Origin of the sequence: Caulobacter sp. 1776 (assembly GCF_040545685.1) — a bacterium.
Lineage (GTDB): Bacteria > Pseudomonadota > Alphaproteobacteria > Caulobacterales > Caulobacteraceae > Caulobacter.
Genome location: NZ_JBEPMI010000006.1, coordinates 304,177 through 317,766, shown reverse-complemented (window position 1 = coordinate 317,766; position 13,590 = coordinate 304,177). Strand labels below are relative to the sequence as shown.

The window sequence follows — 13,590 nt, the reverse complement described above, 5'->3', positions numbered from 1 at the left end:
GAGAGGGATTTTTCGAGCTCACCACATCACATCCGCTTCCGCCCCGCCCAACGCCTCGGCGATCCGTCGCCGGGTGGCCTTGGTCGTGTCCTCGGGCAGGTCGTCCAGGGCGAACCAGCCGACCGCGTGGATCTCGCCCTCGGCGTCCGAGGCGCAGGGCTCCCAGGCGTCGACGCGGTAGACCAGCACGTGGTCGCCGGGGTGCAGGACCTCGTTGCTGTGGGCCGAGACCAGGCGCGGGCGCGACAGCGCCTTGACGCCGGCCTCCTCGGCCAGTTCGCGGACGACGGCGGTCTCGGCCGTCTCGCCGCGCTCGACCCCGCCGCCGGGCAGGTACCAGCCCTTGATATAGGTGTGCTGGATCAGCAGGACCTTGCCCTCCGGGTCGGTGACCACCGCCCGCACGCCCAGGGTCAGGCCCCGCGTCAGGCGGAAGAAGGCGTAGACCAGGGGCCTCGTGAACGGTTCGATGCGACGTCGCCAGAGCATGGCCTCAGCTGTAGCGCGCCGCGCGCTCGCGGTCAGCGGCTTGCAGTCGGTTCGCGAGGCCGCTAAAGCCGGCTCACCTTTGTTGTCTCATTCCGGAGCCGCGCCATGCTCGCGATCGGTGTCATCGCCATCTTCCTGGGCGTCATTCTCGCCCTGAACTATTTCGAGTTCGGCCGCGTCGACTAAGACCATGACCCTGGCGCGCGGCGCGGCCCTGGTCACCGGCGCGGGGCGTCGGATCGGCCGGGTCCTGGCCCTGGAGGCCGCCCGCGCCGGCTACGACGTCGCCGTCCACCATCGCGCCTCGGCCGCCGAGGCGGAGGAGACGGCGCAGGCCGTGCGGGCGCTGGGCCGCCGCGCGGTGCTGGTCCGCGGCGACCTCTCGATCGAAGACGAGGTTCGCGGCCTGATCGGCCAGGTCGGTGAACTCGGCCCCGTCACCCTGCTGGTCAACAGCGCCTCGGCCTTCGAGGACGACCGGGTCGGCGGGCTGTCGCGCGAGCGCTGGGACCTGCACCTCGAGACCAATCTGCGCGCGCCGATCGTGCTGGCCGAGACCTTCGCCGCGGCCCTGCCCCAGGATCGGCCCGGCCTGGTGGTCAATATCGTCGACCAGCGGGTGCTGCGCCCCAATCCCCAGTTCTTCAGCTACAGCCTCGCCAAGGCCGGCCTGTGGTGGGCGACCCAGACCCTGGCCCAGGCCCTGGCGCCGCGTATCCGCGTCAACGCCATCGGCCCCGGCCCGACCCTGCCGTCGGCGCATCAGGCCCCCGGCGAGTTCGAGGCCGAGGCGGCCGGAGTGCTGTTGCAGCGCCACGTCTCGCCGGACGACATCGCCGCCGCCCTGCGCTACCTCATTGACGCGACGTCGGTCACGGGCCAGATGATCGCCGTGGACGGCGGCCAGCATCTGGGCTGGCGGACGCCCGATATCGTCGCGCCCTAGGAGGCCACGCTTGGCCGCTTCACCGCTCGCAGAGACCGCGCCCGCCGCCTCTCCCGCCCCGCAAGACCTGGCGCGCATCATCGTGACCAAGGTCTTCGTGCGCGGCCTGAAGGTCGAGGCGCGGATCGGCGTCTATGACCACGAGCATGGCTGGGTCCAGCCGCTGATCGTCGACGTCGAGCTGGACGTGGCCGCCAGCCACTGCGAACGCCTGGGCGATACGGTGAACTACGAGATGGTCGGCGAAGCCGCCCGCGCGATCGTCGCCGAGGGCCATATCGACCTGGTCGAGACCTTCGCCGAGCGCCTGGCCCAGGCCTGTTTCGTCGATCACCGGGTCACCCGCGCCCGGGTGCGGGTGGAAAAGCCCCTGGCCCTGGCCCCCCACGCCGCGGCGGCCGGCGTCGAGATCACCGCCGTTCGATCCTAGGCCATGCAGGTCTCCTACCGCGCCCGGATCGCTCCGTTCCAGCCCGAGACGGTCTGGACCCTGGAGGCCGGGACGCTGGTGGAGACGCGCGGCAAGGTCGAGCGCCGCTTTCCGCTGGCCAGCCTGACCCGCTATCGCCTGAGCGCCGATCCCAAAGGGGGCCGCCGCCGCAGCCTGCTGCTGACCTTCGGCAGGCGCCGGCTGGCGATCGTCTCCCAGAGCTATCTGGGGCCCGGCCGGTTCGAGGACCGGCTGCACGCCTTCTCGACCCTGGCCCGCGCCATCGCCGCCGTCGGGGCCGACCTCGCCCCCCGCGCCCGCTTCGGCGTGGCCCGGCTGGAGGCCCGCGCGGCCTTCACCTGGGTGATGGGGCTGCTGGCCTTCGGCGCCTCGGCGACCCTGGTGTTCTCGCTGACGGCCGGCATGGCCTCGGTCGGCATCGACATGGCCGCGCGGATGAGCTTCGTGCTGATCCTGATGTTCGCGGCCCTGCCCTGGCTGGGCCAGGAGCCGCGGTTCGATCCGCTGGACCCGCCGGCCGACCTGCTGCCCTAGGACCCGCGTTACCGCACCTTCATTTGCATCGCGCCGCGATCGGCGCGACGATTGGGCCAACGACGTTATCCAAGGCTCATCTCGCTTGACCGATCCTGCCCCCGACCCCGCCGTGCCGCCCGCGCTGCAGGACGACAAGACCCTGCCCACCATCATCTACGCCCTGCACATCGCCAGCGTGGTGACCGGCGGCCTGACCAGCGTGATCGGCGTGATCATCGCCTACATCAGCCGCAAGGACGCGCCCGCGTGGCTGGCCAGCCACTACGAGTTCCAGATCCGCACCTTCTGGCTGGCCCTGCTGTTCAGCCTGATCGGCGCGGTGCTGACCGTGGTCGGGATCGGGATCGTCGTCCTGGTCGCCGTCGGCGTCTGGCTGGTGGTGCGCAGCGTCGTGGGCCTGTCGACCCTGCTGAAGGGCCAGCCCTACCCCACCCCCAAGAACTGGATGCTCTGAACATGACCGACGCGACCGCCGTCACGCCCCGCGCGGAAGAGGACAAGGTCCTGCCCGCCGTCGTCTATGGCCTCTATCTGCTCGGCTTCACCAACGGCCTGACGTTCATCGTCGGCCTGATCGTCGCCTATGTGAATCGCGACAGCGCCGGACCGATCAACGAAAGCCATTACACCTTCGCCATCCGCAGCTTCTGGCAGGCCATCGCCTGGTTCCTGATCGGCGGCGCGGTGTTCCTGGTCGGCCTGCCGCTCAGCGTCGTGCTGATCGGCATCCCGTTGCTCGTCATCGGCGGCCTCATTATGGGGGCCGTCAGCCTCTGGTTCGTGGCGCGCTGCGTGATGGGAATCTATTATCTAACCCGTGGCGAGGCGTATCCGCGCCCGCGCACGTGGTTGATTTAGAGGCGCCTTTTCCGCCTGGCGCCCGCTGACAGGTCTCCAGCCCGCGCCCGCTTCCCCTGCCGGTTGAGACGGCTCGACGGAAGCTGAGCCGTAAGCTGACTTGTGCGGCCTGGCGGTGGGACGCCTTTTCAGGACGTCTGGGGGGACGTGATGCTGGCGCGACTGGTTGGGATCATCTTGGGGCTGATCCTGGCGACATCGGGATACGTGGTGGCGGGTTGGGGCTCGCTGGGGAACTGGGCCACGTCTCTCGATCTCGGACCTTTCGAGCCGCATCGGCCCACCGCCGGCGCGGCGGCGGCGATCGTGGGCGGTTTGCTCATCGTCGCCGCCCTGCTTCCCCGCCGCAAACCCAGGCGCAAGCCCGCGCCGATGGCCTTCGGCCTGGCGCTGGAGCCGACGCCGGTCCAACCGGCCGCGGCCGTCGAACCCGCGCCCGCCCCGACACCGGTCGTGGCCCCGCCGGCGGCCCAGTCCGCGCCAAAGCCCGAACCGATCGCGCCGCCGGTGATGGAGGTAGCCGCTGCGCCCGCGCCGCGGGCTCCGCCACCGCCCAAGCCCCCAACCTTCGCCGACATGCGCGCGCGCCTGGTCTCGCTCAGCCGCGAGGAGTCCTGGGCCGAGGCCGCCCGCATCCTGTCGGCCATGAAGACCGCCGCCCACACCGACGAGGAACTGGCCATCGTCTATCGCGACCTGGGCGACTTCGCGCGCGGCCAGGGCCAGATGGAGGACGCCGCCGAGGCCTATGAGACCTCGGTCTATTATGCCCGCCAGGTGCGCCAGGTCCGCCAGAACGACGAGAGCGCCGAGCTGCTGGCCGGCTCGCTGTCGGGGGTCGGCGACGCGGCCGAGGCCGAGGGCCGCCTGGACGCGGCCCTGTCCGCCTTCGAGGAAGCCCTGGCCCTGCGCCGCTCGCACGGCGGCCGCGAAGCCGGCGACACCGGCGCCCAGCGGGCGCTGTCGGTGAACCTGGAGCGCCTGGCCGATCTCCGCGAGGACCGCGGCCACCGGATGCGGGCTCTGGATCTCTATCGCGAGAGCTACGACATCGCCGGTCGCCTGGCCGCCGCCGACCCGGCGCGGTTCGGGCCGGACCTGGCGGCGACGCGAGCCCGGCTGAACGAGCTGGAAGCCAAGATCGCGACCTGACCGCGGATCAGGGCCGCCTGTCCGCCGGGGCGGGCGCGTTTTCGAGACGCCGGCCCAGGTCGCCCATCGCCCGCACGACATCGCCGGGGATCACGGCCTCGCCGCCCCGGGTCATGGCGACCCAGAACACCGCCCCGCCGGGCCGCTCGGCCGCCAGGGTGACGGCGGGCCGGCCGTTCCAGACCACCAGGCGCGCGTCCAGGGTGACGGCGCGATCCGCGTGGCGCGGCGGCGGCTGACGGAACACTTCCACGCCGCCGAAGGCCTGGGCCCGCGTCATCAGCAGGGCGTCGGTCGCCTCGGCCAGGGGCTGGTAGCGAGGACTGCCGGTCTCGTTGCGGACCGCCGGCAGCACCAACGGCGTGGGCGGCGTCCGCCAGGGCCGCGCCACCCCGACCCCGATCAAGACGATCAGAGCCAACGTCGCCAGCATGCCGTACAGCCAACGCCTCGCCGGGCGCGGCGCTGTCTCGACCGGTTTGGGCGATGCCAGCAGCCGATAGCCGCGCTTGGCCAGGGTCTCGATGTGCAGAGGCTCTCGGGCGTCGTCGCCCAGGGCCTGGCGCAGGTCGCTGATCACGACCGGCACGCTGTTGGGGCTGACCGTGCGGCCGCTCCAGACCTCGCGCACGATCTCGCCCTGAGAGACGATCTGACCGCGCCGCCGGCATAGCAACTCCAGCGTGCGCGCGGCGCGGTGTTCCAGGCGCCGGCGCTCCTGGCCCGCGCGCAGCTCGTTGGCGTCGGGCCAGAATTGCCAGTCGCCGATCTCGTATCGCTCCGCCGCGACCGCCGTGTTCACGCCCCTGATCTCCTCGCGACGCCTGTCTCGCCCTCAACAATGGTCGCGCCCGGGCCGCGATACGAGGCGCTTGAGAACAATTTGAGCTTTTCCTTAGTCGCCTTCACCGCGCGCTTCGACGTCCAGATCGCCGAGCGGGACCGTCCCCGCCCTCTTCTGGAGAAGAACCACCATGCGTTTCGCATCCCTCTCGCGGCAAGTGAACGATCTCGATCTCGGCGTCCGGCTGCTGGGCCTCTCGACCATCGCCTACGGCCTCACCTGCTTCCTGCAGCGCGACTTCGCCATCTACTGGCAGCCCGTCCCGGACGGCCTGCCCTTCCGCGCGCCCCTGGCTTTCCTGTCGGCGGGCCTGCTGGTGTTGTCCGGCGCCGGTCTGCTGGCGGAGAGGACACGGCGCGTGGCCGCCCTGACCATCATCGGCCTCTTCGCGCTCTACGCCCTGTGCTATGCGCCGCGCGTCCTGATCGCGCCGCTACGGATCGGCGGCGTGTGGCTGGGGATCTGCGAGCAACTGGCGGTGATCGTGGGCGCCGCCACGATCTGGATCCGCGCCTCGCCCCGACTGGCCGACCAGCGCGAGCGGCTCGCCCTGGCCGTCCGCCTGACCTATGGGGTCTGTTCGATCATCTTCGGCGTGTCGCATATTGAAAGCCTTCGGGCGACCATCACGCTGATCCCGGACTGGGCCCCAGGCGGGCCCGTCTTCTGGGCGGTGGCGACAGGACTGGGCCACGTCGCCGTGGGGATCGCGCTGATCACTGATCGCCTGGCCGTTCCGGCCACGCGCATCGGCGCGTTGATGTATCTGAGCTTCGCCCTGCTGGTCTGGACGCCCGGCGCCGTGACCCATCCGCAGCAGTGGTTGCGCTGGGCTGGAATCGCCATCTCTCTGGTGATGATGAGCGCGCTGTGGCTCGTGGGCGACTACCTGGCCCCGCACACGCGCGACCCAGCGGAGCGCCTTGATGCCGCATAGGCTGGCTCTATTCCATCGACAAGTTTTATCAATTTGATCGATCGTCGACACACCCGTAGAAGGGCGCATCCCTTTCCAAACGGAGCGCCTCATGTCGCTGGTCAACACCGAGATCAAACCCTTCACCGCCCAGGCCTTCAAGGACGGCAAGTTCATCACGGTCAGCGACGCCGACGTGAAGGGCAAGTGGTCGGTCTTCTTCTTCTACCCGGCCGATTTCACCTTCGTGTGCCCGACCGAACTGGAAGACCTGGCCGACAACTACGACGTCTTCACCCGCCTGGGCGTCGAGATCTATTCGGTGTCGACCGACACCCACTTCTCGCACAAGGCCTGGCACGACAGCTCGCCGGCCATCGGCAAGATCAAGTACACGATGATCGGCGACCCGTCGGGCGTGGTGACCAACAACTTCGGCGTCATGCGTGAAGGCCAGGGCCTGGCCGATCGCGGCACCTTCCTGGTCGACCCGCAGGGCGTGATCCAGTTCATGGAAATCACCGCCGAAGGCATCGGCCGCAACGCCATCGAGCTGCTGCGCAAGATCAAGGCCGCCCAGTACGTGGCCAGCCACCCGGGCGAAGTCTGCCCGGCCAAGTGGGAAGAGGGTGAAAAGACCCTGGCCCCGTCGCTCGACCTGGTCGGCAAGATCTAAGCGCCACTAGAATTCCCCGAGCCGCCGGCCGTTCATTCGGACCGGTCGGCGGCTTGGACCTCGATCGTCCGCCGCGTTCGATCTCCTCCCCCGAAAATCGAACGCCTCTCCTTTCCTCCCCTAGCCTTTTGGGAGCGCGCCATGTTGGACGCCGGTCTGAAGACCCAACTGACCCAGTACCTGCAGAACCTGCGCCAGCCGATCGAACTGGTCGCCTCCCTCGACGACTCGGCCGGCTCCAAGGAGATGCTGAGCCTGCTGGAAGACGTCGCCGCGACCTCGGACAAGGTCAGCCTGAACCTGGCCGGCGACAACGACCGCAGGCCCTCGTTCGCGATCACTCGCGAGGCCGGCGACGCCGATGTGCGGTTCGCGGGTTTGCCGCTGGGCCACGAATTCACCTCGCTGGTGCTGGCCCTGCTGCACGTCGGCGGCCACCCGCCGCGCGTCGACGCCGAGGTCATCGAGCGGATCAAGGCGCTGGATGGCGACTACCGCTTCGAGACCTACTTCTCGCAATCCTGCCAGAACTGCCCCGACGTGGTGCAGGCGCTGAACACCATGAGCGCGCTGAACCCGCGCATCCGCCACGTCGCCATCGACGGCGCCCTGTTCAAGGCCGAGGTCGAGGCTCGCCAGGTGATGGCCGTGCCGACCATCCTGCTGAACGGCCAGCCATTCGGCCAGGGCCGCATGGACGTCGAACAGATCCTGGCCAAGCTGGACACCGGCGCCGCCGATCGCGCCGCCGAGAAGATCAAGACCAAGGACGCCTTCGACGTGCTGGTGGTCGGCGGCGGCCCCGCTGGGGCCGCGGCGGCGATCTACGCCGCCCGCAAGGGCATCCGCACCGGCGTCGCGGCCGAGCGCTTCGGCGGTCAGGTGCTGGACACCATGGCCATCGAGAACTTCATCTCCGTCCCGCACACCGAAGGGCCGAAGATGGCCTCGGCGCTGGAGCAGCACGTCAAAGAGTATGACGTCGACATCATGAACCTGCAGAAGGCCGTCGGCCTGGTCCCGGCCAAGACCCCGGGCGGTCTGATCGAGGTCAAGCTGGAGAATGGCGCGACTCTGAAGTCGCGCACCGTCATCCTGTCGACCGGCGCCCGCTGGCGGAACGTCAACGTCCCCGGCGAGGCCGAGTACCGCAACAAGGGCGTGGCCTATTGCCCGCACTGCGACGGCCCGCTGTTCAAGGGCAAGCGCGTGGCGGTGATCGGCGGCGGCAACAGCGGCGTCGAGGCGGCCATCGACCTGGCCGGCATCGTCGCCCACGTGACGCTGATCGAGTTCGACAGCCAGCTGCGCGCCGACGCCGTCCTGCAACGCAAGCTGGCCAGCCTGCCGAACGTCAAGATCGTCACCTCGGCCATGACCACCGAGATCCACGGTGAGAACGGCAAGGTCTCGGGCCTGTCCTACAAGGACCGCAACCACGACAGCGTCCACCGCGTGGACCTGGAAGGGGTCTTCGTCCAGATCGGCCTGGTGCCCAACACCGAGTGGCTGAAGGACTCCGGCGTGGCCCTGACCGCGCGCGGCGAGATCGAGGTCGACTATCGCGGCGAGACCTCGCTGCCGGGCGTGTTCGCGGCCGGCGATGTGACCACCACGCCGTACAAGCAGATCATCATCGCCATGGGCGAAGGCTCGAAGGCCTCGCTGTCGGCGTTCGACTACCTGATCCGCCAGGTTCCGGCGAACGAGGCCCAGGAAGCGGCTTAGGGCGCTAATCGCCGTCAAACAAAAAGCCGCCCGGAATCGCTCCCGGGCGGCTTCTCCGTACCTAGGTCCAGCCCCCCTAGAACTGGATATTCGCCCCCACGAACACCGTCCGGCCGCTGGTCGTATAGTTCCACAGCCGCTTGGCGCCGACGTCGCCGAAGCCGTTGTTGTAGCTGTTGACCTGCTCCTCGCGCTCGTCGGTCAGGTTGATGGCGTCCAGCGACAGGCGGATGCGCGGGGTCAGCTGGTAGAAGGCCGCCGCGTCGACATAGGTGGTGGCGTTGAAGCCGCCGCTGTCGATCAGATAGTCCGAGCGGTAGTTGGCCGAGACGCGGCCGCCCCACTTGGCGGTCTCGTAGTAGAGCGTGGCGTTGGCGTTCACGTCCGACAGGCCGAAGATGTCGCTCTTCTGCGGCTTGCCGTTGATCAGGTTGGTCGTCTCGCTGTCGATCAGGGTCAGGTTGGCGACCACGCCCAGGTTCTTCAGCGCGCCCGGCAGGAAGAAGAAGTCGCTCTGCGCCGACAGCTCCAGGCCGGTCAGCTTGGCGGTGTTGAGGTTGACCTGGCGGGTGTAGGTCGACACCAGGCTCGCGCCGGTGACGCCGGGATAGAGGCCCTCGGCCAGGCCCGTGCTGGCATAGGTGACGTTGGTCGTCGTCTGGCTGGCGACCAGGCCGTCGATGCTTTTGTGGAACACGCCGGCGGTCAGCATGCCGACGCTGCCGAAGTACCACTCGGCCGCCAGGTCGAACTCGTCCGACTTGTAGGGGTCGAGGTTGGGATTGCCGGTCGAGACCGAGATGTTGGACCCGTCGACGCTGATCGTGCCGTTCATGGCGTAGGCGCCCAGGGCCGGGCGGTTGATGTTGCGGGCGGCGGCGGCGCGGATCTGGAAGCGGTCCGAAACCTCGAGCACGGCGTTGAAGGCCGGCAGCACGCCCGAATAGCTCTTCTTGGCCGTGGTCGGCGTGTTGACGCCCTTGACCGCCATCACGCCGGACGAGGTCAGCTTGGTGTCGTAGGCGCGCAGGCCGGTATTGCCGCGGATCGGCTTGCCGAACAGCGAGCCCTTCCAGTCCAGCTGCAGATAGCCGGCGGTGGTGTTTTCCTCGACCGCGTAGATCGACTTCGGCGCGCCCAGGACGCGGGTCACGCCGTAGGCGGCGAGAGCCTTGTCCCAGTCGACATTGACCCACGACTGATCGTCGTGCTTGTCGAAGATCGTGTAGTAGCTGGTGACGTGGTCATCCAGCGTGCCCTTCTCCCAGGCCGGCTTGTTCAGGTCGTCGGTGGCCTGGGTGTAGCCCGAGTTCTTGAAGCCGCGATACGACACGCCGCCCTTCAGGGTCAGGGCGTCGTTGACCTCATAGGCGCCGTTCAGCTCGCCGTTCTTCAGCTTGGTGCTCTGATAGGTGGCCGAGAAATCGATCTCGTGGGCCCGGTAGTTGTTCGGGTCGGTGGTGTTCCACTTGTAGGTGTTGTGGCCGGTGTCACCGCGATAGTCGGTGATCAGACCGCCGAACGCCTCGGTGTAGAACTTGTCCGAGATCGGAATGTCGTAGTCCGAGGTCTCCTGACCGAGGTGGCCGTCGACGGTCAGCCGGTCGGTGACCTTCCACTCGCCGGTCAGCACCAGCTGGTCGAAGGTGTTCTTGGTGTGCTGGCGACGGGTCTCGGTGGCGAAGACGGTGTTGTCGACGTCGGCGTACACCACGGTGTTGAAGCGGTCGTACTGGATCGCGTTCAGCACCGGCGGGGCGCTGACCAACGGTCCCGAGTGCGGGGTGGCCGCGCCCAGAATGGTCGAGTTCAGGGTGGCGCGGGTCGCCAGGCTGTTCTCGCTGCGCTTGTTGGTGAACTTGCCGTGCAGGGCGTCCAGCGTCAGGGTCACGCTCTCGACGGGACGCCACTGCACCGCGCCGGTCACGCCTAGGCGCTCCTGGTCCGAGCCCCAGACGGTCAGGCGGTTGCCGCGCTGGAAGATCAGCTCGCCGTTCATCGCCTTGGCCTGGTCGGCGGCGCTGAGATTGACGACGTTGGCGGCCAGGGCCTTGGTCGTCGGGGCGGCATAGGTGTTGTAGCCCTGCTCCTCGGTCTGGCGCTTGGAATAGGCGACCGAGACCAGGACGCCGAACTTGTCGTCCCAATTTTTGCTAATCATGGCCGCGCCGCGCGGCTGGAAGTCCTTGGTGGCGCTGTTGGTGCCGCCTTGCAGCGACAGGGCGGCCTTGGTCCCCGAATAGTCGAACGGCTTGGCGGTGTAGAGGCCGACCGTGCCAGCCATGCCGCCCTCGTCCTGCTCGGCCGAGAACGACTTGCGCACGTCGACCTTCGAGAACAGGTCCGAGGCGAAGATGTTGAAGTCGAACGCCCGGTCGCGCGAGGTCTGGCCGCGGCTGTCCATTGGCGAGTCGACATTGCCCAGCACTTCCATGCCGTTCAGCTGGACGCGGGTGAAGTCGGGACCCAGGCCGCGCAGGCTGACGCGACGGCCTTCGCCGCCCTCGCGGTTGATCGCCACGCCCGGCAAGCGCTGCAGCGACTCGGCCAGGTTCAGGTCCGGGAACTTGGCCATGTCCTCGGCGACGATCACGTCCGAGACGATGGCGCTGGTCCGCTTGGCTTCGCGGGCCGCGCCCAGCGATTTGCGGAAACCGGTTACCACGATGGCGTCGACGGCGTCGGCCGGCTCGGCGGCGGCCGGCTCCGCGGCGCGGGCGTAGGCGGCCGGCGCGAGCATGGTCGCGACGATGGTCGCCGCGCCGGCGAGCAGCGCGATCTTGGTGCGAGACATGAGAATACCCCTTTGTACTGCGGTCGGCGAAAGCCCTGTCAGGGTGCCGACGGTGGGGCGGCGTTAGGGATCGTCGATGACCTCGGCGCCTCGGTTCCATTAAAGGTTGATGACAACGTTGCCCTGACGCAGCGGAAGCGACGTCAAACCGTCATGCGCCGGCGATACTGCGACGCTCTGTTCTGGAGACGCCCATGCTTAGCTTGCTCGCCGCCCTGGCCCTCGCCACGACGCCCTGCCCCGCCGGCGACGAGAGCCCCGCCTGCATCCGCCAGCGGATGAACGCCTTGCGGGTCAATGACCTGCTGGCGGTCGGCACGCACAATTCCTACAAGCTGCTGCCGCCGGCCGACGAAATGGCGGCCATGGTCGCCGCGCGCGGCCAGGCGGCGCTGGGCGTCGACTACGGCCACCGGCCGCTGGCCCAGCAGCTGGACGCCGGGGCTCGCCAATTGGAGTTGGACGTCGTGGCCGACCCCGACGGCGGCCGCTACGCGAAGCCACTGACGGTATTCGGCGGCGGGACCGTGTTCACGCCCGCCATCGCGGCGGCGATGGCCAAGCCCGGCTTCAAGATGATCCACATGCCCGACGTCGACTTCCGCTCGTCGTGCGTGACCTTCGTGGCCTGTCTGAAGGAGATCCGCGCCTGGTCGGACGCCCATCGCGACCACGTCCCGATCCTGATCCTGATCAACGCCAAGGACGGCCAGGCCACGATCCCCGGCGGCGTCGTTCCGCTGGCCTTCACCGAGCCCCTGTTCGACGCCCTGGACGCCGAGGTCCGCTCGGTGTTCGGCGAGGACCGGCTGATCACCCCCGACCAGGTGCGCGGCAAGGCCGCCACCCTGCGCGAGGGCGTCCTCGCGAACGGCTGGCCCAAGCTCGCGGATGCGCGCGGCAAGGTCTTCTTCGCCCTCGACGAAAGCCCGGCCAAGGTCGCGATCTATCGCGGCCAGCGCGCCTCGCTGGAAGGCCGGGCGATGTTCGTCAACACCGACGAGGCGTCACCGGCCGCCGCCTACCTGACCCTGAACGATCCGACCGCCCAGAAGGATCGCATCGCCGCCGCTGTGAAGGCCGGCTTCATGGTCCGCACTCGCGCCGACGCCGACACCTGGGCCGCCCGCGCCAACGACGTCCGCCAGCGCACGGCGGCCCTGACCAGCGGCGCGCAATATGTCTCGACCGACTACATGTGGGCGGATCCGCGCCTGCCGGGCGGCTATGCGGTGCGGCTGACCGGCGGCGACGTCGCCGAGTGCAATCCGGTCCGCGCGGCCAAGGCCTGCGACGGCCTGGCGATCGAGGCCCTGCCCGGCGCCCCGGCGCGCGGCTACCTCGCGCCTGTCGCCCGGCCGGACCTGACCAAGGTGCTGGCGCCGCCGCCGGCGCCCGGCTCGCCCCGCGCCGTCGCCGACGCGGCGATCTTCGACCAGAGCCGCAGACTGAAGGACACGCCGCGCTGGGCGCTGGCCACGGCGGACGTCAAGGGTACGGCCTTCGAGCACTTCGAGACGGCGCTGGGCGTGCGCCTGACGCCCGCCAACGCGCCGATCCTTTCCGCTCTGCTGGAAAGAGCCGGCGACGACCGCTCGGTGGTCGGCCTGGCCAAGGACCACTGGGGGACCAAGCGCCCCTATATCGGCAAGGACGCCGCGCCGATCTGCGAGGCCAAGAGCGCCCATCTGGCCGGCAATCCCGACTACCCGTCCGGCCACGCGGCCTTCGGCGAGCAGGTGGCGATGATCCTGGCCGAGGTGGTCCCCTCCCGCGCCGACGCCCTCTATGCCCGCGGTCGCGAATACGCCGAAAGCCGCTGGATCTGCGGCAGCCACACCGTCAGCGCCGCCGAGGCCGGTCTGCAGGCCGGCGCGGTGATCTATGGCGCCGAGCACGCGTCGGAGGCGTTCCGGCGGGACATCGAGATGGCCCGCACGGAAGTGGCGGCGGCGATGGCGGACGCTGGGAAGAAGTAGCTTCCCTCTACCCTTGCGGGAGAGGGTGGCCCGCGAAGCGGGTCGGGTGAGGGGTTGAAGGTGAGGACCGCCGCGACGGGCGGCTGATGCCGGGCGCCAAGCTGACAGGATTATCGACCCCTCATCCGTGCCTGCGGCGACACCTTCTCCCGCAAGGGGAGAAGGAATGAGCACTCAAACGAAACGCCGCCCGAGGTCTCCCTCGAACGGCGTCATCTCT

12 protein-coding genes and 2 pseudogenes are annotated in these 13,590 nt (G+C 69.1%); 11 read left to right on the top strand and 3 right to left on the bottom strand.

Annotated features, from left to right (window positions below; translation table 11 throughout):
- Positions 1-18 precede the first annotated feature (18 nt).
- Positions 19-489, bottom strand: coding sequence for an NUDIX domain-containing protein (locus tag ABIC66_RS17680; protein ID WP_354071675.1), 471 nt, complete (start codon positions 487-489; stop codon positions 19-21).
- 190 nt (positions 490-679) lie between these two features.
- On the opposite strand from ABIC66_RS17680, the gene ABIC66_RS17675 reads away from it, so the two are divergent.
- The 6 genes from ABIC66_RS17675 (at position 680) to ABIC66_RS17650 (ending at position 4,433) form a co-directional block, all read left to right on the top strand.
- Positions 680-1,435, top strand: coding sequence for an SDR family oxidoreductase (locus ABIC66_RS17675; RefSeq protein WP_354071673.1), 756 nt, complete (start codon positions 680-682; stop codon positions 1,433-1,435).
- 10 nt (positions 1,436-1,445) lie between these two features.
- A complete protein-coding gene (gene folB / locus ABIC66_RS17670) occupies positions 1,446-1,865 on the top strand; it encodes a dihydroneopterin aldolase (protein WP_354071671.1) in 420 nt (139 codons plus the stop codon).
- Positions 1,866-1,868: 3 nt separating this feature from the next.
- Positions 1,869-2,420, top strand: a complete 552-nt coding sequence (locus ABIC66_RS17665; RefSeq protein WP_354071669.1) for a hypothetical protein — start codon at positions 1,869-1,871, stop codon at positions 2,418-2,420.
- Between the two features lie 85 nt (positions 2,421-2,505).
- Positions 2,506-2,877: a DUF4870 family protein gene (locus ABIC66_RS17660; protein ID WP_354071667.1), complete on the top strand. Its 372-nt coding sequence runs from the start codon at positions 2,506-2,508 to the stop codon at positions 2,875-2,877.
- Positions 2,878-2,879: 2 nt separating this feature from the next.
- Positions 2,880-3,281: a DUF4870 family protein gene (locus ABIC66_RS17655; protein WP_354071666.1), complete on the top strand. Its 402-nt coding sequence runs from the start codon at positions 2,880-2,882 to the stop codon at positions 3,279-3,281.
- 150 nt (positions 3,282-3,431) lie between these two features.
- Positions 3,432-4,433 carry a tetratricopeptide repeat protein gene (locus ABIC66_RS17650; RefSeq protein WP_354071664.1) on the top strand — a complete coding sequence of 334 codons (1,002 nt, stop codon included), beginning with the start codon at positions 3,432-3,434 and terminating at the stop codon, positions 4,431-4,433.
- Between the two features lie 7 nt (positions 4,434-4,440).
- On the opposite strand, the gene ABIC66_RS17645 is transcribed toward ABIC66_RS17650, so the two are convergent.
- Positions 4,441-5,235 carry a winged helix-turn-helix domain-containing protein gene (locus ABIC66_RS17645; RefSeq protein ID WP_354071662.1) on the bottom strand — a complete coding sequence of 265 codons (795 nt, stop codon included), beginning with the start codon at positions 5,233-5,235 and terminating at the stop codon, positions 4,441-4,443.
- A gap of 172 nt (positions 5,236-5,407) precedes the next feature.
- On the opposite strand from ABIC66_RS17645, the gene ABIC66_RS17640 reads away from it, so the two are divergent.
- The 3 genes from ABIC66_RS17640 to ahpF all read left to right on the top strand — a co-directional run bounded on the left by ABIC66_RS17640 (position 5,408) and on the right by ahpF (position 8,597).
- A complete protein-coding gene (locus tag ABIC66_RS17640) occupies positions 5,408-6,214 on the top strand; it encodes a DoxX family membrane protein (RefSeq protein WP_354071660.1) in 807 nt (268 codons plus the stop codon).
- A 91-nt stretch (positions 6,215-6,305) separates the two neighbouring features.
- The gene (gene ahpC / locus ABIC66_RS17635; protein ID WP_354071658.1) at positions 6,306-6,869 is read left to right on the top strand and encodes an alkyl hydroperoxide reductase subunit C; all 564 of its coding nucleotides are present in this window, start codon (positions 6,306-6,308) and stop codon (positions 6,867-6,869) included.
- Between the two features lie 141 nt (positions 6,870-7,010).
- Complete coding sequence (ahpF, locus tag ABIC66_RS17630) at positions 7,011-8,597, top strand: alkyl hydroperoxide reductase subunit F (RefSeq protein ID WP_354071656.1); 1,587 nt, start codon at positions 7,011-7,013, stop codon at positions 8,595-8,597.
- Between the two features lie 76 nt (positions 8,598-8,673).
- Here the strand turns inward: ahpF and ABIC66_RS17625 are convergent.
- Positions 8,674-11,507 (bottom strand): annotated as a pseudogene (locus tag ABIC66_RS17625) (TonB-dependent receptor).
- A 78-nt stretch (positions 11,508-11,585) separates the two neighbouring features.
- Between ABIC66_RS17625 and ABIC66_RS17620 the strand changes: the two are divergent.
- Together ABIC66_RS17620 and ABIC66_RS17615 are read left to right on the top strand one after the other, a co-directional pair.
- Positions 11,586-12,701, top strand: a pseudogene (locus ABIC66_RS17620) (phosphatidylinositol-specific phospholipase C1-like protein); the annotation flags it as partial.
- Between the two features lie 63 nt (positions 12,702-12,764).
- Complete coding sequence (locus ABIC66_RS17615) at positions 12,765-13,370, top strand: acid phosphatase (RefSeq protein ID WP_354072004.1); 606 nt, start codon at positions 12,765-12,767, stop codon at positions 13,368-13,370.
- Positions 13,371-13,590 lie beyond the last annotated feature (220 nt).

Excerpts from the sequence above, each read along its gene's own strand:
- ABIC66_RS17655 (WP_354071666.1), top strand. The coding sequence starts at position 2,880 with ATGACCGACGCGACCGCCGTCACGCCCCGCGCGGAAGAGGACAAGGTC.
- ABIC66_RS17650 (WP_354071664.1), top strand. The coding sequence starts at position 3,432 with ATGCTGGCGCGACTGGTTGGGATCATCTTGGGGCTGATCCTGGCGACA.
- ABIC66_RS17675 (WP_354071673.1), top strand. The coding sequence starts at position 680 with ATGACCCTGGCGCGCGGCGCGGCCCTGGTCACCGGCGCGGGGCGTCGG.
- ahpF (WP_354071656.1), top strand. The coding sequence starts at position 7,011 with ATGTTGGACGCCGGTCTGAAGACCCAACTGACCCAGTACCTGCAGAAC.
- ABIC66_RS17665 (WP_354071669.1), top strand. The coding sequence starts at position 1,869 with ATGCAGGTCTCCTACCGCGCCCGGATCGCTCCGTTCCAGCCCGAGACG.
- ahpC (WP_354071658.1), top strand. The coding sequence starts at position 6,306 with ATGTCGCTGGTCAACACCGAGATCAAACCCTTCACCGCCCAGGCCTTC.
- ABIC66_RS17680 (WP_354071675.1), bottom strand. The coding sequence starts at position 489 with ATGCTCTGGCGACGTCGCATCGAACCGTTCACGAGGCCCCTGGTCTAC.
- ABIC66_RS17640 (WP_354071660.1), top strand. The coding sequence starts at position 5,408 with ATGCGTTTCGCATCCCTCTCGCGGCAAGTGAACGATCTCGATCTCGGC.